Annotated in this window: 18 protein-coding genes; 1 reads left to right on the forward strand and 17 read right to left on the reverse strand. The window is 67.6% G+C overall.

The genetic code is table 11. The annotated features are described in order from the left end of the window. Positions 1 to 6 precede the first annotated feature (6 nt). The gene (locus HU772_RS12050) at positions 7 to 1,050 is read right to left on the reverse strand and encodes a hypothetical protein (protein WP_186661502.1); all 1,044 of its coding nucleotides are present in this window, start codon (positions 1,048 to 1,050) and stop codon (positions 7 to 9) included. 108 nt (positions 1,051 to 1,158) lie between these two features. Here HU772_RS12050 and HU772_RS12055 point away from each other — a divergent pair, with 108 nt between their 5' ends. Then, the gene (locus HU772_RS12055) at positions 1,159 to 1,719 is read left to right on the forward strand and encodes a hypothetical protein (protein WP_186661503.1); all 561 of its coding nucleotides are present in this window, start codon (positions 1,159 to 1,161) and stop codon (positions 1,717 to 1,719) included. Here the strand turns inward: HU772_RS12055 and HU772_RS12060 are convergent. Genes HU772_RS12060 through HU772_RS12140 form a run of 16 tightly spaced genes read right to left on the reverse strand, consistent with a single transcriptional unit; the run spans position 1,658 to position 19,691 of the window. Beyond that, on the reverse strand, positions 1,658 to 2,473 hold the full coding sequence (locus HU772_RS12060; RefSeq protein WP_186661504.1) for a ChbG/HpnK family deacetylase: 816 nt from the start codon (positions 2,471 to 2,473) through the stop codon (positions 1,658 to 1,660). The genes HU772_RS12055 and HU772_RS12060 overlap by 62 nt on opposite strands. Continuing rightward, positions 2,445 to 3,611 carry a GNAT family N-acetyltransferase gene (locus HU772_RS12065; RefSeq protein ID WP_186661506.1) on the reverse strand — a complete coding sequence of 389 codons (1,167 nt, stop codon included), beginning with the start codon at positions 3,609 to 3,611 and terminating at the stop codon, positions 2,445 to 2,447. Before HU772_RS12065 ends, HU772_RS12060 begins: the two co-directional genes overlap by 29 nt. Before the next feature lie 4 nt (positions 3,612 to 3,615). Continuing rightward, entirely contained in the window at positions 3,616 to 4,305 is a 690-nt protein-coding gene (locus HU772_RS12070; protein ID WP_186661507.1) for a GNAT family N-acetyltransferase, read from the reverse strand. 34 nt (positions 4,306 to 4,339) lie between these two features. Then, positions 4,340 to 6,250 (reverse strand): hypothetical protein, encoded by a 1,911-nt coding sequence (locus HU772_RS12075; protein ID WP_186661508.1) that lies wholly within the window; start codon positions 6,248 to 6,250, stop codon positions 4,340 to 4,342. After that, positions 6,247 to 7,551, reverse strand: coding sequence for a lipopolysaccharide biosynthesis protein (locus HU772_RS12080; protein WP_186661509.1), 1,305 nt, complete (start codon positions 7,549 to 7,551; stop codon positions 6,247 to 6,249). Before HU772_RS12080 ends, HU772_RS12075 begins: the two co-directional genes overlap by 4 nt. Next, on the reverse strand, positions 7,548 to 8,558 hold the full coding sequence (locus HU772_RS12085; RefSeq protein ID WP_186661510.1) for a polysaccharide deacetylase family protein: 1,011 nt from the start codon (positions 8,556 to 8,558) through the stop codon (positions 7,548 to 7,550). Before HU772_RS12085 ends, HU772_RS12080 begins: the two co-directional genes overlap by 4 nt. A 9-nt stretch (positions 8,559 to 8,567) precedes the next feature. After that, entirely contained in the window at positions 8,568 to 9,704 is a 1,137-nt protein-coding gene (locus HU772_RS12090; protein ID WP_186661511.1) for a glycosyltransferase family 2 protein, read from the reverse strand. After that, positions 9,697 to 10,662: a glycosyltransferase gene (locus HU772_RS12095; RefSeq protein WP_186661512.1), complete on the reverse strand. Its 966-nt coding sequence runs from the start codon at positions 10,660 to 10,662 to the stop codon at positions 9,697 to 9,699. The genes HU772_RS12090 and HU772_RS12095 overlap by 8 nt, the downstream gene beginning before the upstream one ends. Further along, the gene (locus HU772_RS12100) at positions 10,659 to 12,029 is read right to left on the reverse strand and encodes an O-antigen ligase family protein (RefSeq protein WP_186661513.1); all 1,371 of its coding nucleotides are present in this window, start codon (positions 12,027 to 12,029) and stop codon (positions 10,659 to 10,661) included. Before HU772_RS12100 ends, HU772_RS12095 begins: the two co-directional genes overlap by 4 nt. After that, the gene (locus HU772_RS24970; RefSeq protein WP_437182437.1) at positions 12,026 to 13,261 is read right to left on the reverse strand and encodes a glycosyltransferase family 4 protein; all 1,236 of its coding nucleotides are present in this window, start codon (positions 13,259 to 13,261) and stop codon (positions 12,026 to 12,028) included. Before HU772_RS24970 ends, HU772_RS12100 begins: the two co-directional genes overlap by 4 nt. Further along, a complete protein-coding gene (locus HU772_RS12115) occupies positions 13,258 to 14,832 on the reverse strand; it encodes a GumC family protein (protein ID WP_186661514.1) in 1,575 nt (524 codons plus the stop codon). Before HU772_RS12115 ends, HU772_RS24970 begins: the two co-directional genes overlap by 4 nt. Before the next feature lie 14 nt (positions 14,833 to 14,846). Beyond that, the gene (locus HU772_RS12120; RefSeq protein ID WP_186661515.1) at positions 14,847 to 15,866 is read right to left on the reverse strand and encodes a polysaccharide biosynthesis/export family protein; all 1,020 of its coding nucleotides are present in this window, start codon (positions 15,864 to 15,866) and stop codon (positions 14,847 to 14,849) included. A gap of 22 nt (positions 15,867 to 15,888) precedes the next feature. Beyond that, positions 15,889 to 16,536 carry a CpsD/CapB family tyrosine-protein kinase gene (locus tag HU772_RS12125; RefSeq protein ID WP_186661516.1) on the reverse strand — a complete coding sequence of 216 codons (648 nt, stop codon included), beginning with the start codon at positions 16,534 to 16,536 and terminating at the stop codon, positions 15,889 to 15,891. A 1-nt stretch (position 16,537) separates the two neighbouring features. Next, a complete protein-coding gene (locus tag HU772_RS12130) occupies positions 16,538 to 17,284 on the reverse strand; it encodes a sugar transferase (RefSeq protein WP_186661517.1) in 747 nt (248 codons plus the stop codon). Further along, on the reverse strand, positions 17,281 to 18,345 hold the full coding sequence (locus HU772_RS12135; protein ID WP_186661518.1) for an NAD-dependent epimerase: 1,065 nt from the start codon (positions 18,343 to 18,345) through the stop codon (positions 17,281 to 17,283). Before HU772_RS12135 ends, HU772_RS12130 begins: the two co-directional genes overlap by 4 nt. Further along, entirely contained in the window at positions 18,342 to 19,691 is a 1,350-nt protein-coding gene (locus HU772_RS12140) for a UDP-glucose dehydrogenase family protein (protein ID WP_186661519.1), read from the reverse strand. The genes HU772_RS12135 and HU772_RS12140 overlap by 4 nt, the downstream gene beginning before the upstream one ends. Positions 19,692 to 19,921 lie beyond the last annotated feature (230 nt).

Consider the following 19,921-nt stretch of genomic DNA (forward strand, 5'->3'; position numbering starts at 1 on the left):
GCGCGGTCAGTCCTTCCAGCAGCGGGCGACGCGCGTGCAGACGTCGTAGCGTCGATCAAGCTCGGCCATGCGCGTGACATGCTGGCGCAGGTCCTGCTTGAGCAGGTCGTTCGACAGCTCGTTGTAATAACGCAGCATGACCGCGTTCTCGATCAGGGTCAGCTTGACATCGGTCGCCTCGCCGTCCGGCTGGCGCTGGCGCAGCGCCTCGGTGTCGAACTGGCGCAGGCGCGCGCGGTAGCCATCCTGGTATTGCTGGAGCAGGCGTGCCTTGCGGCTGGCCGCGGCTTCGGCCGTGAGATCCAGGTTGCGCTGGTATTCATCCCAGTAGGCTTGCGGCAGGTTCACGCCCAGGCGCTGCTGGCGACCCTCGAGCAGCAGGCGCTGGACGGCCTCGCGCTGCGCCGGGGTGTCGTCGCGGCTGGCCGGTTGCATGCTGTCGACCAGGCTGTCGGCGATGATCTGTTCCATCAAGGCCGTGCGCTGCGGGGTATCGGGCTGGCCCTGGGCAGGCTTGGGGAACAGTGGGTTGCTGCCCTCGCAGCGGTCGATGCCCTGGCGGATCACCGGCAGCGGCAGGCGCGACACCTGGCCGTTGACCTGGTTGAGGCTGGTGAGCGCGGTGATGCAGTGGTCGCCGGACCAGTTGAAGGTGACCTCGTATTCCCCGCCCGGTTGCGGCGTCAGGTTGAAGGCGCTGCCGCAGACCACGCCGGTGCCCACCGAGTTGGTCACCAGGAACAGCTCGCGCCCCGGCGTGACGCGAAACTCCAGGTAGGCCTTGGCATCGTCGGGAGCGGCCACGGCCATGTCGGCGCGGCGGCGGGTGTTGGCCACGAACAGGTTGTTCAGTAGCCCGGTGGTGCGCCCCATGCAGTGCTGCGCGTCGTATACATCGAGGGTGGCGCTGTCCATCTTGCTGATGAAGCGCACCTTGGCCGCGTCGGCCTCGGCGGCATCGTTGTAGCTGCCGTTGATGCTACAGCCACCGAGCAGGAGCGAGGCCGCGATGAGGGTCTGCAACGAGCGCAGGGGAGGTTGGTTGAACATGGATTGGCGATTCCTTGCTGCCTGGGCGATACAAAAGGCGGGTATGCTAGTGGCTAAAGGCCATTTTTGCCACTACCCCCCCTTGAATCATTGTTCCCGAGGTCATGCATGTTCACGTTGTACCGCGCCCCCTGGGTGTGCCTGTTGTTGCTCGGCGCAGGTTGCGCGCAGATGCCCGCCGAGATGGCGTTGGATTCCCCGGTGTACTCGGCCAGCAATGCCGGCCTGGTGGTCGGCTCGCTGAACGGCGCAGGGCCTTACGGCACCTGGTTGGAATTTCGCGACGAGCACAGCGCCAAGACCTTCGGCTGGGCCGCCAAGGACTACTACTCGGCCTGGTTGCCAGCGGGTACCTACCAGGTCAGCTCGCTGGGCTCCCGGCGCGGGACGATGGGCGCCTTTGGCCAGCCGCTGCGCTTTACCGTGCAGGCTGGCCAGATCAATTACCTCGGTGAGCTGGTCAACGACTGCAGCTACCCCGTGCAGCCCACCGCCTACTATGGCGTGATGGCCTGCGGGCCCCTGGCGCTGGGGACCTGCACGGTGCCGCGGGCCAGTGTCGGGCTGTGTGTCGTCGACCGCCAGAAGCAGGCGCTGCGCACCTTCCTCAAGGCCCAGCCGCGCTTTGCCGAGTTGCCCGTGCGTCCGGCGCTGATGGGGACGCGCTGAGCCCCGCGTAGTTCACCCGCGGTACCCCTTCGAGCAAGGTGTCGATCAGCGCCTTGAGCGATTCGCCACGGGCCAGGTAGGCGTCGCCGAAGTCATGCCCACCCAGGGCGCTGGGGTGGGCCACCACCTCGAGCACGCCCTCCCGGGGCGCCAGCCCCGCCTTCAGGTCGGCGGGGGTGCACACGTAGTCGGCGCTCGCCCCACCGAGCTGGCGCAAGCGTTGGTTGAGCAGGGTCTTGAACAGCCTTTTCAGCGGGCCGATGTTGTGCCCGAGATTGCGCGCCAGGCGCACGGGAACGCCTTGGGCCCGGGCGAAGCGCGCCACCACCTCGCCGACCGGCCAGATGTTGTGCACGTGCTGGTGCGAATCCAGGTGGCTGGGCATCAGCCCATGGTCCAGGCAGTGTTTCCACTGCGCCTCCAGCTCTTGCTCGACCGCCGCGCGTTCGCGCCGGCTCAGGCGCAGGGTGCGTTGCTTCAGGCGCAGGTCGAATTCGCCGTGGGGCGCGCAGAAGCGTGGCTCGGCGAGGATCGCCTGGCTCAGTGGGCGGCCGTAGGTCAGGTTGAAATGCAGCCCCACCCGGCCGCTGAGCGCCGGTTGCTGGGCCAACTGGCAGGCGGCGGCGAACGCCGGCATGTTGGCCATGGCGGTGGCCGAGCTGATCAGCCCGGCTTGGAAGGCGTGCAGGATCACCGCGTTGGTGTGGGCGCTGAGGCCGAAGTCGTCAGCGTTGACTATGACCTGGGAGGGCATCCGGGTGCTCCTGTGGCGGGGTGGCGGCGACAGTGCCGGGGGTGTTGGCGCGCTTGCGCCAGTATGGCTTGAACCATTGCCAGGCGCGTTGCGCCAGGCCCAGCAGCAGGCCGTCGGGGCGCCAGCTGTAGCTGCTCAGGCGCCATTGCTCGAGCTGGCCGGTCTGGCGCTCGTGGAGCTGGTGGCTGGAGTTGTCCAGGCTGACCCGCGAGGCGTCGATCCATAGCCAGTCTTGCTCCAGCCCCCAGTGAATCCACTCCTCGAGCAACACGCGACCGCTACCCAGGTCGCGGTACTCGGGGATGAAGGCGAGGTTGTAGTCGTAGACCCGGCCGCGTTCGAGCAAGCCCAGTCGATAACTGATACAGCGCCCGTCCAGCTCCAACAGCACCAGGCACACCAGGCCTTCGTCGGCCAGGGCGGTGAGCGCCTGGTACATCCACTGGCGGCGTTGCGCGCCGGAGAAGACCCCGACCTCGTCGTCGCCCTTCCAGCTGGCAGCCTCCACCGCGCTGATGGCGTCGAGCAGTTCGCCGATGTTGTCGGGGCTGGCGATGACCCGGCGCACCTGGGCGCCGCAGGCCTTGATCCGCTTGCGCGCGCGGCGCAGCTTGTAGCGCGGGTCGCCGCCGATCTCCTGGCGATCGCCTTCGTTGATGCGGTGCACCGGCACGCGGCAGCTCAGGCGCTGCTGCCAGGTGGAACTGGCGGCCGCCCACTGGCGCAGCCAGCCGTCGACCTCGGGGTTGTCCGGCACCTCGCTCAGTTGCAGCAGGGCATGGGGCAGCTGCTTGCGGATGGCTTGCAGTACCTGGTCGGCATACAGCGCCGGCAGGTCGATCAGCAGGGCGATGCGATCGCTCAGTGGATGGCCCAGGTGGCGTACCACCGGGGCGAACAATGGGCCGAACGGTTCACGGCTGCGCAGCAGCGGCAGGCACAGGCACAGGCGCTGGTCCTGGTAGCCGAGCAACACCTGCAGTTGCTGGCCAGGTAGCAATGCGGCCTCGGCGGCGCGCAGCCAGCCCAGGTGGTTGAACGGGGTGCTGGCGGGCAGGCGCTTGCGCAGCGCCTCGTAGTCGCCGGCGGGGAAGTCGTGGCTGCGCAGCGAGGCGCACCAGCGCAGGGACAGGCTCATGGCTTCAGCTCGCGGTGGCTGCGTTGGACTGTGGCTCCGGCTTGCGCAGCGGCTCCAGGCGCGACGCGCTGTAGCGGCTTTCGCGGAAGAACTTCCAGCGTCCGAACAGGCAGTACACGTTCATGATCCGTCCTTGCTCCTGATAGCCCATGCGCAGGTGCAGCTTGAGCGCCGGGATGTTGTGCTGCTCGCAGACATCCACCACCTTGGTGCAGCCCTGGGCGGCCATGGCCTTCCACAAGGCCAGTTGCAGGTCCACCGACAGCTCGGTGCCCCAATACTTGCGGATCAGCTCGCCGCCGAACTCGAAGAACTCGCCGGGGCCGACGGGGAACCAGCAGCCATAGTAGTGGCGGTCGTGGTAATGGCGGTTGCTGCCCCAGATGAAGGCCACCGCGTCGCCGTCGTCATCGAGGAACATCAGCCCGGTGTGGCCCTCGGCCGCCAGTTCGGCCATGGTCTCCACGCGGTCGCCGAAGTGCCTGGCGAAAGCCTGCACGTTGTGCACGGTGATGGTTTCGATGCGCAGCGGGCCGTAGGGTTTCAGGCGATGGGGTGGGACCGGGCTGACCAGGTCGCGTTCCATCCACAACAGCTCCCAATGATAGAAGACGTAGTGCCGGAAGGCGCTACCGAGGGTGTTGCGCAGTCCCTTGCGCTTGATGCGGTCCTGGACTTTGGTCAAAGCACTCATGGTGCCTCCTGTGCGTGGCAGGTCGAGATGCGTCTCATGACGCGTTCCAGGTCAGGGCGAATACGGTCTGCCCTGGCAATTGAAAACGCAGTTGGCCGTCGCGGCAGTCGTAGTGGCCGCCGCGGCTGTGGTTGTCGGGGCCGAACAGCTCGAGCTGGCCGGCGGGGCAGGTGCCCAGTTCCAGCGCCACCTTTTGCAGGCGCTCGGCCTTGTTCACCCCGAGCAGGCTGCGCTGGTGTTGGCGGGCCATGGCCAGGACGTCGACTTCAAAAGCGTCGTTGTCCAGGGCCAGCACCTGGTCGAGCCAGTGGCGCTGGATGAACTGCTGGGCCAGGCCTACCGGCTTGAGTTCGTAGCGCTGGTCGCCGGCATCGCGCAGCATGCCCTTGGGCCACTCGGGCTCGTCGGCGACATGGAACCAGTTGAGCATGTCGAGCAGGCCGTCGCTGGCGGCGTTGATCACCACCGATGTCCACCACAGGCCGGCGTAGTGGGTGTTCTGCTCGTAGGGGCTGAGGCTCGAGCCGCTGGACAGGTTGGTTTGGTCCAGCAACAGCGCCTTGCGTGGCCGGCCCTGGGCGTCGAGGCCGACCAGCGCTGCGGCCTGGCGTACGCTGTCGCGGTAGCTGCGGGTGGCGAGCAGGTCGCGGATCATCCATTCGTGCCAGGCCAGGGCGTCTATCTGTTCGCCCTGTTCGGCGAGCAGGCGCCGGGCCCAGTCGATGCCGCGGCGCTGCTTGCTGTCATTGCTGAACGGCCCGCCGGTGAAGCGCGAGGAGGCCGGCATGGCGATGCGCACCCCGGCATCATGGGCCGCCGGGTCGTCGCGCACGCGCCTGGCCATGGCCTGGAAGAAGTCCCGGTAGCTGGCGTAGTCGCGGTAGTTGAGGTTGGGCTCGTCGGCGAACGCCAGGTAGTGCAAGCCGTGGCCACCGAGGGCCTTGGTCGCCTGCAGCCAGGCGCCGAGGGCATCGTCGCTGGCGCGGTCGCTGCGCAGGTCGGCGACCCGCGCACTGCCGGCCAGCAGGGTGATGTCCTGGCGAATGGCGAAACGCTCCTGGTAGAGCCTGCGCCAGGCGTCCTCGAAGTCCGGTTGGCGTTGCAGCACATCGACGAAGCTGTAGTAGCTGGCCGCCTGGGGCCGCAGGGCATCCAGGGCGGCGAAACTGGACGGCGGCGGCAGCACATAAGGCAGGGCCACGCCTAGCTTCGGGGTGGGGCCGAGCACCTTGTCGGCCAGTTTCAGGCGCACCTGGCCTGGCGCCTGGGGCAGGTCGCCGAGGTCGCTGGCGCGTTGGGCGAACAGGTTGGCGCTACCGTCGAGCCAGAATGCCGCCTTGCCGCTGCCTTGCAGGGCCAGGCGCCAGGTCTCGTCACGGTTGCTGGCCGGCAGCGCCTGCTGGTCGTAACGCCAGTAGGCGCGGTAAGGCTTGAGTGGCAGCTGGATGCGGCGCCCGTCGCTCAGGCGTTCGGCGAACAGGCCATGCACACCGCCGTGCTGCTTGCCGGCCAGTATCGCCTGCTCGCCGGCCTTGACCTTGAAGTACAGGATGACCCCAGGCCCGACCTCGGCGGTGAAGTGCACCTTGGTCGGGGCGAACAGCGCGCGGGTGCTGTCGGCATGCTCGATGCGGTAGTCGCGGAAGCTGTAGCCGGGAATTTCCAGGCGGTAGGCGCCCAGGCCGGTTGCCAGTGGCCAGCGTTGTTCGCCGCGCACCTCGGTGGCGGCGATCTGCCGCTCGGCGGCCAGGCGGCCCTGGCCATCGACCAGGAACAGTTGTTCGGCGTTGGCGTCGGCTTGCCAGGCCGGGTGCCACTGGATGCGCACCTCATCGGCACGGCTCGGCAGCAGGTACAGGCTGCCGTCGCGGATATCGCCCCATTGCAGCGGCGCCGCGTGCAGCAGCGGGGTGGCCAGGAGGCTGGCCAGCAGCAGCGCTCTCATGCCGTGCGCCGTTGCAGCATCTGGCGCAGCGGCGCGAGGTCGCTGGGCAGGATGATCAGCGTCTGGCCCAGGGACACGCCGCTCAGGCGGCAGTACAGCACCAGCATGGCCACGGTCACCGCGAGGTAGGCGATGGACGACGCCGCGGCGGCGCCGACGATCCCCCAGGCCGGGATCAGCAGGACATTGAGCAGCAGGTTCAGGGCGGCCCCTGCGCCCATCAGCAGCGACACCGTGCCGGGGCGGTTCTTGCCTAACAGGTCCAGGCGCAGAATGCTGGCGTAGCACAGCCCCAGCAGCCCGGGCAGCAAGGCCAGCAGGGCCGGATAGGCCGGCGCGTAGGCGGCGCCGAACAGGGTGACGATCAGCCACTGGCCGATCAGCGCCATGCCCAGGCAGGCGCCGAGCATCACCGTGGCGGTCAGGCGCAGGGCCAGCGGGGTCAGGCGTTCCATGCCGGCGTCCTGCTGCAGCAGGCGCTTCATCAAGGGGGTGGTGACCGCCTCGGGGACGATCAGCAGCAGTTCGGCGGCGGCGCTGGCCATGGCGTAGTGGCCCAGGGCGGTGCTGCCGAGCAGGGCGCCGATGAACAGGTAGTCCGAACGCAGGATCAACTGCTGGAACAGCAGGTCGGGATGGCTCTTGGCGCTGTAGCTCAGCAGTTCGCGCTGGCCGCCACGGTCCCAGCGCAGGGCCAGCGGATGTTGCCGGCGCAGCCACCACAGGCCCAACACCAGCACCAGGGCGATGCCGCCCAGCCAGCTGATCAGCGCCGCTTCCAGGGCCGCGTCGCGCCACATCCAGAACAGCCCGAGGAACAGCAGCAAGGGTGCCAGCGATTCGCTTAGACGCAAGGCGTTGAAGGCGCCGACGCCGCCACTGGCGTTGTGCAGGGTCAGCAGGCCGCTCTTGAGCACGGTCATTGGTACCGCCAGCAACAGCAACCAGGCCAGCAGGCCCAGTTGCACGGTGACTTCCAGGTCGGCGCCGAACTCGCGTACCAGGAACACGCAGGCCAGGGTCAGCAGCCCGGCCAGCAGGCATCCGTAGACCAGCACCTGGGTCAGCAGCAGGCCCATGTCGCGCTGCTTGGCCGCCTGGTAGCCGACCGCGCTGTTCAGGCCGCCGCTGGTGGCGGCGCTGATCAGGTCGGGCAGGGTGCTGAGCAGGGCGAACAGGCCGCGTTCGCTGGGGCCGAGGATGCGCGCCAGGAGCACGTTGCGCAGCAGGCGCAGGGCGATCATCGCCAGCTTGGTGCCCATGCTCAGGGCCAGGTGGCGCAGGTAGCTGTTGCGGTTCATCCGCGTTCTCCACGGCTGATGCGCCAGGCCAGCAGCGAGGGGCGGCTGGCGTTGCGCTGGCTGACGCCGATGCGCGGCAGGGCCAGGGGGTCGTCATGGCCCTGGCAGATCCCCGGACGGGTGCTCAGGGCAAACGGATAGCGGTGCGCGGCCACCCGGGCACGGACCCGCGCGTCATGATCGCCGTTGGGATAGCAGTACACCGGCAGCGGCGCGCGACAGCCGGCATTGAGCGCGGCATGGCTGCGTTGCAGCTCTTCGTTGAGGCGATGGTCGTCCAGGTACGGCAGCAGGGCGTGGCTGGCACCGTGGGGGCCGAAGCGCACCAGGCCGGAGTCCTCCAGGGCGCGCACCTGCTGCCAGTCCATGGCCTGGGGCAGTGACTCCGCCGGGCAGGCGTCGGTCAGCATATGCAGAGCCTGGGGACTGAGGCTCTTGAGGGTTTGCAGGTAGCGCGCCAGGACCAGGCTGCGGGCCTTGCTGTGGTCGTGCATGAAGTACGCCGCCGGCAGCGGCCGGCCCAGCTTGCGCAGGCGTTCGATCAACAGGCGCCGGGCGTCTTCGCCGTGGCTGCCCCACAAGGTCTCGCCGACGCTCTCCCACCAGAAGCGCTGGCGGCTGCCGATGTAGTCGGTGGACAGGAAGATGCTCGCCGGCACCTGGTGGCGCTGCAGCAGCGGAAAGGCATTGACGGCGTTGTCGCGCCAGCCGTCGTCGAAGGTCAGCGCCACTTTGGGCCGGGCATCGCCACGGGGCGCCTGGTGGCTTTCCAGCAGGTCCATCAGGCTGACGCAGTCGAAATGCCGTTGCAGCCAGCGCAGCAGCCCCTCGAAGGCGCGCGGGCCGACGCACAGCTCGTTGCGATGGGGCAGCGCGGCGCTGGCGTCATCGGCCAGTACCCGGTGCAGCATGAGGATCACCCCGGCGCCGCGCAGCTCGGCGCGCCCGCGCGGCGACTTGAAGTACAACCAACCACTGGCCTGCTTGATATGGGTCTTGATCGGCATGTCCGTCGCTCATCGATTCTGGTCAGGGTTCCATTGGCTGTAGCTGTGCCCGCGCAGGAACTGCCACAGGCCCACGCTCATGCCGGCGAGGGTGACCAGCACGAAGGCGGCCAGGCGGAACGGGCGTGGCAACCGGCGGCGGGCATCGAGCAGGCCGGCGATGGCGGCGGCGTAGCCAAGCAACTGCAAGGCCAGGGTCAGGCGGTAGAAGCCGGGATCGAGCGCCAGCCACAGGTTGGCCAGCAGCAGCGGCAGCAGCAGCACCGGGGCCAGGCGGCGGATCAGCTTGTGGCTGATCAGGGCGATGGCATACAGGCCATGACGCGCCGGGTTGAGCAGCTCGCGGCGGGCGGCCAGGCTCAGCAGGCCGCCGACGGTGACCCGCTGGCGGCGACGAAACTGCTTGTCGGCCTCGTCCACGCCTTGGTCCAGCACCACCGCCTCGGGCACGTAGACGATGCGCAGCCCCGCGGCCGGGGCGCAGGTGCTGATGAAGAAATCGTCGTTGACCTGCTTCGGGATCGGCTGGTAAAGCGCCCGGCGCAGGGCAAGCAGGGCGCCGTCGGCCGAGACCATGCAGCCGGTGCGGTTCTCCACCTTGCGCACCCAGGCCTCGTAGTGGCGGTACAGGCTGTCGCCGATGCTCAGGCCCTTGCCGGGGTCGGGGATGATCATGTGCCCGGCGCTGCCGCCGACGTGCGGGTCGGCGAACGGCGCCAGCAACAGGCCGAGGGTGTTGTCGGCCCACTGGTTGTCGGCGTCGGTGAACACCAGCAGTTCGCCGGTGCATACCGCCACCGCGCTGTTCAGCGCGCCGGCCTTGCCCAGGCGCGGCAGCTCCAGCACCTGCACCCGCGGATCGCCCACGGCCTGGGCCAAGGCCACGGTGCGGTCGCTGGAGCCGTCGCTGGCCACCACCACCTGCAGTTCGGCGGCGGCATAGTCCTGGCCGAGCACGCTGGCCAGCTTGGCCGCGATATGGCGTTCCTCGTTGTGCGCGGCGATCACCACGCTGACCCGTTGGGGCGGCAGTGGCCCGGCGGCGCGACGGGGGAAGAAGGGCGCGGCCAGGGTCAGCAGCAGCGGATAGCCGACCCAGGCATACAGGGGCAACAGCAGGCAAAGCCAGAAGAGGAACTCAGCCACGGGCGGGCCTCCTTGCGGTGCGGTTGAACAGGCTGAGGATGAACGCCGCGCCGGCCAGGTGCAGGCGCAACCAGTGCAGGCCCCAGAGCTGCACGGTCAGCAGCAGGTCGCGATGGCGACGGCTCTGGCGCAGGCTGAGGAGCAGCGCGGGCAGGGCGCTGAGCAGCAGCAGGCCGAGCGCCACGTGGGGAAAGCCATCAAGCAAGGCCGACAGGGCCATGGCGTCGAGCACCCAGGCGCCGACCGAGAGCAATGGGAAGCGCAGTAGGCGCAGGCTCACGCCGTGGCTGCGCAGCAGTTGCAGGTGGCTGCCCTGGCGCCACATCTCCTTGCCCAGCCATTCGCGCCAGCTGGCTTCGAAGCCCCAGTGCAGCACCGCGGGTTGGCGCAGTACCCGCAGGCGCGCGCCGGCCTCGTGCAGGCGCAGGGTGAAGTCCTTGTCCTCGCCGGTGCGCAGGCGTTCGTCGAAGCCCCCTACCTGCTCGAACCAGCTGCGCCGCATCAACAGGTTGGGGGTGGGCAACCAGGTGCTGTCCTGCACGGTCTGGCCGACGCGCAGGGTCCGCCGCTGCCAGGCCTGGGCGAACCAGGGCGCCTGGCGTGGGGTGTCGCAGTCGAGGGCGAAGACATCGCCTTCGCCGCGCCGTTGCAGGTCGAGCAGCAGGTCGAGCCAGTGCTCGGGCACCTCGATGTCGGCGTCGAGGAAGGCCAGCCAGTCGCCGTGGCTGGCGCGCACGCCGGCGTTGCGCAGGGCGCCGATGGCCACCCCTGGCAGCACCAGCACCTCGGCGCCATGGGCGCGGGCAATCGCCGGGCCGTCGTCGACGGAGCCGTTGTCCACCACGATCAGCTCGCAGGCCAGCCCCGCGGCGCTTGCAGCGCGGCGCGCGGCGTCGAGGGTGCGGCCGATATGCGGGGCCTCGTTGAACATCGGGATGACGATGCTCACCAGGCTCATCGGGCCACCTCGACCGGCTGTTCGGCGCGGGCCTGGCGCAGCAGCACGCTGGACAGCGCCAGCATCAGCCACAGGTACTTGTGGCTGGGCGCGCTGAGGAACATCAGGAACAGACCGATGGCCAGCATGCTCATGGTCAGGTGGGTCATCAGGTCGGCGCGGTCGCGGTCGCCGGCAGCGCGAAAAGCGGCGCGGGCCTGCCAGAAATTGCGCAAGGCCAGGGCGATCATGCCGACGAACAGCAGGCCCGCCGGCAGGCCGACCTCGCTGAACAGCTCCAGGTAGGTGTTGTGGGCGCGGCGATAGAGGTCGGTGGTCTTGCTGTTTTCCGGGGCGAAGGCCTTGGAGAAGCCGGTGTCGGCATAGTGCAGCGGGAAGGTGCCGGGGCCGGTGCCGAGCAGCGGGCTGTGGCTGATCATCTCCTTGCCCACCACCAGGTACGAGGCGCGTCGGCCCAGGGACTCGTCCTGGTGGGCGTTGACCCCGGACTTGAGCAGCATCAGCGACTGGATACGGTCGGCGTAGCCCGCCGGCATCAACGCTACCCCCAGCGGCAGGACAATGGCCAGGCCGAGCATGGCGAAGCCCAGGTGGCGCGGGCGGATGCGTGCCAGCTGTTCGCGGTAGTTGTGCAGCACCATGCCCAGGCTGATCAGCAGCACCACCAGCCCCGAGCGCGACTCGGTCTTGGTCATGCCCACCAGCAGCAACAGGCAGCAGCCGGCCCAGAACAGCTTGACCGGCAACTGCCGGGCCTTGATCGCCAGCCACAGGCCCAGGGGCATGGCGATGGTGATCAACAGGGCGAAGGCGTTGGGGTCGAGCATGGCCGAGGCGCGGCCCTGCTCCTGGTACTTGGTGGAGAAGATCGCGAACAGGCAGGTGACGCAGACGCTGACGGTGATCAGCCGCGCCAGCAGCGGCAGGTTGAGGTCGCGCCCCACCAGCAGGGTGATGACGAACACCACCAGGCCCACCAGCAGTTCGCGCAGGTGACCTGCGGACAGCGCCAGATCATCGCTGGTCCACAGGCTCAGCAGGTACAGCGCCATGAACGGCAGCAGCAGGCGCCACTGGTTGCTGCGCAGGCGTTCGCCGGGCAGCTGGCGCACCGCCAATTGCAGGCTGAGGATCAGCACCAGGCCGATACCCACCAGCTTGGCCCCGGACACCAGGCCGTCCTTGAGCAGGCCTTCCAGGGGCACCAGGATGGCGATCGCCAGCAGGCCCCAGGCCGGCTTGCGGTACAGCACCAGCGCGCCCGCCAGGCCGATCACCCCGCCTGGGGCCAGGTACGGGTAGGGGCTGGCCAGCAGGCCCAGGCTCAGCAGGGCCACCAGGCCCACCAGCGACAGCGGAATGATCATGCGACAACCTCCTCGGCCGTGCCCCGGTACACCAGGGCCCAGCGTTGTGCCAAGGTCGGCAGGTGGTAGCGTTCGCGTTGCGTGCGACGGGCGCGGGCAATCAGCTCCGCGGCCTGTTCGGGGTCTTGCAGCAAGGCCTCGAGGTGCGCGCCCAGCTCGCTGGTGGCCAGGGGGCTGGCCAGCAGGCCGTTGTGGCCGTGCTCGATCACATCGGGAATGCCGCCGACGCCGAAGGCCACCACTGGCACGCCGTCTTGCATGGCTTCGAGCAGGATCATCGGCGTGCCTTCGGTGCGCGAGCTGATCACCAGAGCGTCGAGACGCGCCATCCAGCTGCGCATGTCGCGCTGGAAGCCGGGCAGGGTGATGCGGGTGGTCAGGCCGGCGGCGTCGATGCGGGCTTGCAGGAGGTCGCGTTCGGGGCCTTCGCCGAGCATCACGGCGTGGACCTGCGGGTGGCGCTGGCACACCGGGATCAGGGTGTCGAGGAACAGGTCGGGGCCTTTTTCGCTGGACAGGCGGCCGACGTAGGCGGCGAGCCAGGTGTTGTGCTCGTGATCGCGATCCCTGTAGGAGCGGCCTTGTGTCGCGATCGGGCGCGAAGCGGCCGCCGCTGCATGGTGATCCGACATGCCTGAGCCATCTTCATGGATGCCCTTGGGGCCGCTATACGGCCCATCGCGGCGCAAGGCCGCTCCTACATGATCTTCATCAGCCGTACTGGCCTCGGGCAGCCCATTGGGAATCACCCGCAACTTGGCCTCGGGCACCCCAGCCTGGCGATGAATGCGGGCGATGCTCTGGGCCACGCACACTACCGTCTCCACCGTCGGCGTGCGGCACAGTTGCAGGCTCAGCCAGGTATAGAAGCGTTGCTTGCGGCTGCGTGGGGTGAAGCCGTGCTGGGTGCTGACCATCGGCAGGCGCCACAGGGTGGCGCCGAGCCAGCCGAACAGCTGGCCCTTGAAGTTGTGGCTGTTGACCAGCGGCCGTTGCCCGCGCTGCGCGCCCAGCACCTTGAGCACCGCCGTCAGCCCGTGGCAGGTTTCGCAGGCCACGCCAGCCTCGCGAAAACGCGCCACCAGCTCGGCCGGAGCATCGAGGAACAGCACCCGATGCTGGCCGGGCGTGGCCTGGCAGTGGTCCAGGAGCATGCGTTCGGCACCGTAGAACCCGCCACTGCTGAGCAGGTGCAGGATCGGCCGCTCGCAGGCAGGCAGCGCCACGTTCAATTGCGCACCCAGTGCCACAGGCGTGGCAGCGTCCAGGCCTTGTGCGGATTGGGCAGGGCCGGGGTCTGGTCGTTGATCACCAGCAGTACCGGCAGGCCCAGCTCGTGGCCGATTTGCGCCGGGTGCTTGAAGCGATGGTCGAAGAACTCCTTGACGTAGACCACGGCAATTGCCAGCAGCAGGCCGGTGATCAGGCCGAACGGAATGATCAGGCCGGGTTTCGGGAAGCTGGCGGCGGTCGGTTCGTAGGGCGCGCTGAGGATGCGCGCGTTGGATTGGCTGCCGTCGAGCAGGCCCTGGCCACGGCTCTCTTCGTAGCGCTGGGCATAGGTCGAGAAGGCCTTGTGCAGCGCGTCGATCTCGGTGTCCAACTGGCGGGTCTTGCTCTGGGTCTCGCGCAGTTGCAGGATGCGTTGGCTGTAGTCGGCGATGCGCTGGGTCTTCTGCTCGATCACCTGCTGGGTCACGGCCAGGTCCTGTTGGCGTTCGCGGATGCGGTTCTCGACGATCTTGAGGAACTGCGCGCGCAACTGGGCGATTTGCTGGCGGGCCATGACCATCTGCTCGGAGCCCGCCTGGAACACCGTGGCGTCGCCGTTGTAGCGGGCCAGTTGGGTGGTCAGCTGCTCGCCGAGCTGCTTGATTTCGCGGTCCTCGAAGGCGACGTTGTCGACCGTGGTGGTGAAGGTGTAGGGGAACGCGTAGTCAGCCATCTTCGCCTTGTTGGCCGCGGCCAGGCTGGTCTGCAGGTAATCGAGCCACTTCTGGTTCTGCAACTGGCGATCACGTTGCAGGTTGAGCGCCTGTTCCTCGGTGTTGATGGCGTTGAGGCGGAAGGTGATCTCTTCTTTCGGGTCGGACGAGCCGATTGCCGTCAGCAGCCCCAGGCGCTGGCTTTCCAGGTCGCCGAGGCGGGCCTGGTAGTGCAGTTTCTTCTGCTCGTAGAAGGCTTCGGGCAGTTCGTTGGACTGCAGGTCCTGGCGGTTGGTCAGGAAGTTCTCCAGCAGGCGGGCGACGAACAGCGTGCCGAGCTTGGGGTCGTCGCTGGCGTAGGTGATGGAGATCACGTTGGAGCCCGGCAGGGTCTCGACCTTGAGGTCCTTGACGGCCTGGTCGGTGAGGGTGTCGAGCTGGGTGTCGCGGTCATCGGCCACGGTATTGCCGAACAACCGGTGCAGCGGGTTGAGCACGCCGTGGCGCAGCGGATCGAGCACGACGCGGCGCAACAGGCCGGGCTCGTCGGGGTAGTGGCCTTCCTTGCGCAGCTCGCCCAGGGTCTGCCGGATCAAGGTGGGCGAACGCAGGATGTTGCTCTCGGTCTCCATGTCGGCCAGCGACGGCGGGATGAACTGGTCGGCCTGCTGGGACAGTGCCGAGGTGGTGTCGCTTTGCGAGAGTTTCTTCGACTGCACGATGACTTCGGCGGTGATGTCGTAGCTCTGCTTGAGCACCAGCGGCAACAGCACGGCAATCACCGCGAATACCAGGAACACCCGTTTCACCAACTGGCGGTTGGCGAAGAAGATGCGGAAGAACTCATGCACATAGTTTTCTTTCGGTTGCGTGGTCATGGTTCGTCCCCCGGTCAGTCGTTGCTTTCTTTGTTGTCGACGCGGTAGCTGAAGCTGAAGCCGAAGCCCTGGAACAGCACCACGTCGGCCAGTTGCCGGGACAGCTCGGCGGCGCTGGCCAGGGAGGTCTTGGGCACATAGAGCATGTCTTCGGGCTGCAGGTAGGCGAGTTTCTGGCTGCCGCCGGACAACGCCTTGTCGACGTCGTAGTGCACGGCATGCACGGTGTTGCCCTCGCGGCGCATGATCACCACCGAGCCGAGCTTGGCCTTGAGGGTCGGGCCACGGGCCAGGGTCAGCGCCTCGAGCACCGAGATCGGCCGGCGGATCTCGAAGGCGCCGGGCTGGCCGACTTCGCCGAGCACGTAGATTTCGTTGGCGGCGGTGGACTTGAGCAGCACGTCCACGCTCATGCGCCCCGGCAGGCTGGCGTAACGCTCGTTGAGGTAGTCGCGCAGCTGGTTGACAGTCATGCCTTGCAGCGGCACCGAGCCGATTTCCGGGAAGGTGGCGCGGCCGTCGTTGCCGACGGTGATGTCGCGGCTCATGCCGGTGCCGGGGTGGCTGAGGGCGTTTTTCAGGTTGATCTCGTCGGTCATCGGGCTGAGCACGCGCACGGTGACCTGGTCACGGTTGGGCTTGAACACCCGCTTGTCCTGGTAGGCCTGGCGGATCGCGCTTTCCGCCTCGCCGGTGGTCATGCCTTCGACGCGCACCGCGGCGTTGGTGCTGGGCAGGGTGATGCTGCCGTCGGGCTGCACCAGCTGGTTGCCGTTCAGGCCGCTGGCGGCCATGAAGTTCAGGTCCAGGGTGTCGCCGGACTGGATGCGGTAGACCCCGGCCGAACGGTTGCTGACATGGAAGATCACTTCCAGCACGTCCTGCGGGCGCAGCACCTGCTCGCGGCGGGCGACTTCGGTGGCCTGGCTTTCGGCCGGCGGCGCGGTGAGGATCTGCACCGGCATCTGGCGGTCATCCTGGCTGGCGCAGCCGCCCAGGGCCAGCAGGCACAGGGCAATCGATGGGTATCTCATGGCGTTCATCCTGTGCGGCCTCTCAGAGGTTGTCGTACAGCCACTTGGGCATGTAGTACTTGCGCTTGTTGAACACGCTGCCGATCAGGCGGGCACCGGCCTGGGTCAGGCGCTGAGCAGCGGCCTGGGCCACTTCCCAGCGGGTCTCCTCGGCGCTGACCACCAGAATCACACCATCGACCAGGGTGCCTATCACCAGGCTATCGGCGCTGGCGTAGACGGCTTCGCCGTCGATCACCACGAAGCGGTACTGGTTGCTCAGCTGGTTCAGCAGCACGCGCAGTTGCTCGGGGTCGAGGCGGTCGCGGCCACGTTTCCAGGTCCCGACCGGCAGCAGGTCGAACGGCTGGTCGGACAGGCGCACGATGCAGTCCTGGGCCAGGGGTGGGGTGTCCTGGTCGAACAACAGGTCGCTGTAGCCGCGCAGCTTGGCCAGGCCCAGCTGCTGGCTGAGGCCCGCGACACTGAGGCTGGCGTCGATCAGCAGCACGTTGCCGGCGCTCATCAAGGCCAGCTGGCCGGCGAAGGCCAGGGCGCTGGTGCTGGTACCGCTGCCAGTGTTGGCCGCGGTCAGCAGCAGGGTGCGCTGGTCCAGGTCAAGCACGGTGGCGGTCAGGTTGGTCTCGCTTGGGGTAGCGATCGTCAGGCTTCTCGAGGATGAACCGTCCATCTCAGCTTGCTCCGTGGCCAGTGAAGACTTTGAACGGGGTCTTGAGCAGGATCTTCAGGTCCAGCATCAGGCTCTGTTCGTTGATGTAGCTCAGGTCCAGCTCCACGCGTTGATCGAAGTCGATGTCGCTGCGCCCGGAGATTTGCCACAGGCCAGTCATGCCCGGGTAGATCGACAGCCGCGCCAGGTGGTTGTCGTGGTAGCGATAGGCGTTGAACGAGGTGGGGCGCGGGCCGACCAGACGCATGTCGCCGGTGACCACGTTGATCAGGTTGGGCAGTTCGTCCAGGCTGCTGCGCCGCAGCCAGCCGCCCACCGAGGTAATGCGCGGGTCCTTGTCGATCTTGAAATCGATCGAGTCGGCGCCGTGCTTGTTCAAGTGGCGCACCGAGTCCTTGAGCGCCTCGGCGTTGGCCACCATGGTGCGGAACTTGTACATGCCGAAGGCGCGGCCTCGGTAGCCGGTGCGCTTCTGCACGAAGAACACCGGGCCTGGGCTGGAGCGCTTGATCAGCACCGCCAGCACCAGGAACACCGGCGACAGCAACAGCAGCAGGGTCAGCGCGGCCAGGCACGACAGCACGCGGTTGGTCCGCGACAGCGTCCATGGCCGGCCACCGGCGCGCCCGCTGATCCAGCCACGGCCCTGCATGTGGATGGCGGCATCGATGCGTTGCCGATGCGCCGGGTCCATGCGTTTGTCCTGGTACAGCGCCTGCAATTGCGCGCTTTTAGGTTGTCCTGTCATACCACCCTCCGTTGATCCGACTGCTCGCCACTGGGCGCCGCTTCGCTGGCGGCTGGCGAGTAGTAGTGCTTGAACCAGGCGACGAAGCGCCCGAGCCCTTCATCGAGGCCTATCTGTGGGGTGAAGCCAGTGACCCGCGCCAGGGCGCTGGCATCGGCGCAGGTGGCCAGCACGTCGCCCGGTTGCAGCGGCAGCAGCTCGATCACTGCCTTGCGGCGCAGGTGTTTTTCCAGCAACGCCAGGTAGTCGAGCAACTCCACCGGGCGCTGGCCACCGATGTTGTACAGGCGCCAGGGCGCGTGGCTGCTGGCGGGGTCCGGGGCGTATGCGTCCCACTGCGGGTCGGCGACCGGGGGCAGGGGGATCAGTCGCACCAGGCTTTCGACGATGTCGTCGATGTAGGTGAAGTCGCGCTGGTGGCGGCCATGGTTGAACAGCTGGATCGGCCGGCCCTCGCTGATCGCGCTGGCGAACTGCATCGGCGACATGTCCGGGCGGCCCCAGGGGCCATAGACGGTGAAGAAGCGCAGGCCGCTGCAAGGGATGCCGTACAGGTGGCTGTAGCTGTGGGCCATGGCCTCGTTGGCCTTCTTGGTGGCGGCGTACAGCGACAGCGGATGGTCCACGGGGTCTTGCACCCGATAGGGGGTCTGCTGGTTGGCCCCATAGACCGAGCTGGACGAGGCGTACAACAGGTGCTGCACCGGCTGGCGGCGGCAGCCTTCGAGAATGTTGAGAAAACCGGCCAGGTTGCTGTCCAGGTAGGCCTGCGGGTTCTGCAACGAGTAGCGCACCCCGGCCTGGGCCGCCAGGTGCACCACCACGTCCGGGCGCTCGCTGGCGAACAGCCGGGCCATGCCGTCGCGGTCGCCCAGGTCCAGGCAGTGCAGCGGGAAGTCACCGACCGTCTGGCGCACCCAGTGCACACGGGCGTGCTTGAGCGCCGGCTCGTAGTAGTCGTTGAAGTTGTCCAGGCCCACCACCTGGTGCCCCTCGAGCAACAGCTGGCGGCAGGTATGGGCGCCGATAAAACCGGCCGCGCCGGTGACCAGCACCTTCATGGCGCGTCCGCCTGCGGGGCGACCTGGCGCAGGCCGATGCCGCTGTAGTGCAGGCCGTGGGCGGCTACTTGCTCGGGGTTGTACAGGTTGCGACCGTCGACGATCACCCGCTCGCGCAGTTTGCTGGCGAGCATCGAGAAATCGACCACGCGAAAGTTCTTCCACTCGGTGCAGATCACCAGGGCGTCGGCGTCCTGCAGGGTGTCGTCGCGGGTGGCGCACAGGTGCAGGTCGTCGCGGTAGCCGTACAGGCGCCGGCATTCGTCCATGGCCTCGGGGTCGTAGGCGCGCACCGTGGCGCCTTCGGCCCACAGGGCTTCCATCAGGTAGCGGCTGGGCGCCTCGCGCATGTCGTCGGTGTTGGGCTTGAAAGCCAGGCCCCAGAGGGCAATGGACTTTCCGGCCAGGCCCGCCAGGCGCTGCTTGAGCTTGGCGAACAGGATGCGCCGTTGCTGGTCGTTGACCTCATGGACGCTTTGCAGCAGACGCAGCGGCATGCCGCTGTGGGCAGCGGTGTGCAGCAGGGCCTTGATGTCCTTGGGGAAGCACGAGCCGCCAAAGCCGCAACCAGGGTAGATGAAGTGATAGCCAATGCGCGGGTCGGAGCCGATACCGCGGCGCACTGCCTCGATATCGGCGCCCAGGTATTCGCTGAGGTTGGCCAGTTCGTTCATGAAGCTGATGCGCGTGGCGAGCATGGCGTTGGCGGCGTACTTGGTCAGTTCGGCGCTGCGGTTGTCCATGAACATCAGCTTTTCGTGGTTACGGCAGAACGGCGCGTACAGTTCGGCCAGCTGGTCGTGGGCGACTTCGTCGAGGGTGCCGACGATGATCCGGTCCGGGCGCATGCAATCGGCCAGGGCGCTGCCTTCCTTGAGAAACTCTGGGTTGGACACCACGCGCACCTGCAACTGGGCTTTGCCCAGGCGCTGCAGCTCGTCGCGGGCCAGGGCCATGACCTGGTCGGCGGTGCCCACCGGCACGGTGGACTTGATGATCAGGGTATGGTCGGTCGTCATCAGCGCGGCGATCTGCCGGGTGACGTTGAGCACGTGGCTGAGGTCGGCCGAGCCATCCTCGTCGGGTGGTGTGCCGACGGCGATGAAGATCAGTTCGGCGTGGCTGACCGCGTCGCTGGCCTGGGTGCTGAACAGCAGGCGGCTTTCCTTGATGTTGTCCTCCAACAGGTCGGAAAGGCCCGGTTCGCTGATCGGCGGCACGCCCTGGCGCAACTGGTTGATTTTATGGGTGTCGACATCCACGCACAGTACCCGGTGGCCGACATCCGCCAGGGCGGCTGCCTGTACCAGGCCGACGTATCCGGTGCCAAAAACGCTCACGTCCATGCGCGGTGCCTCGTATGGATGAGTAAGGGAAATGAAACAGTGGTGTGAATTCGGTATAGCTCAGCGCTGAGGATTTGCGTCAAAGCAATGGCATGTTTCGTCGAATTTACAGCCGCTGATTAACAGGGCCATGTGCCACCAACCCTTTTCCAATCCGTGTGTTAGCGAACATAGCTGCTGGCAAGTGGCTGTTCCGCGTCCCGATGAACGGTCTGATGCGGCGGAACAAG

It is taken from the genome of Pseudomonas xantholysinigenes, assembly GCF_014268885.2.
Taxonomy (GTDB): Bacteria; Pseudomonadota; Gammaproteobacteria; order Pseudomonadales; family Pseudomonadaceae; genus Aquipseudomonas; species Aquipseudomonas xantholysinigenes.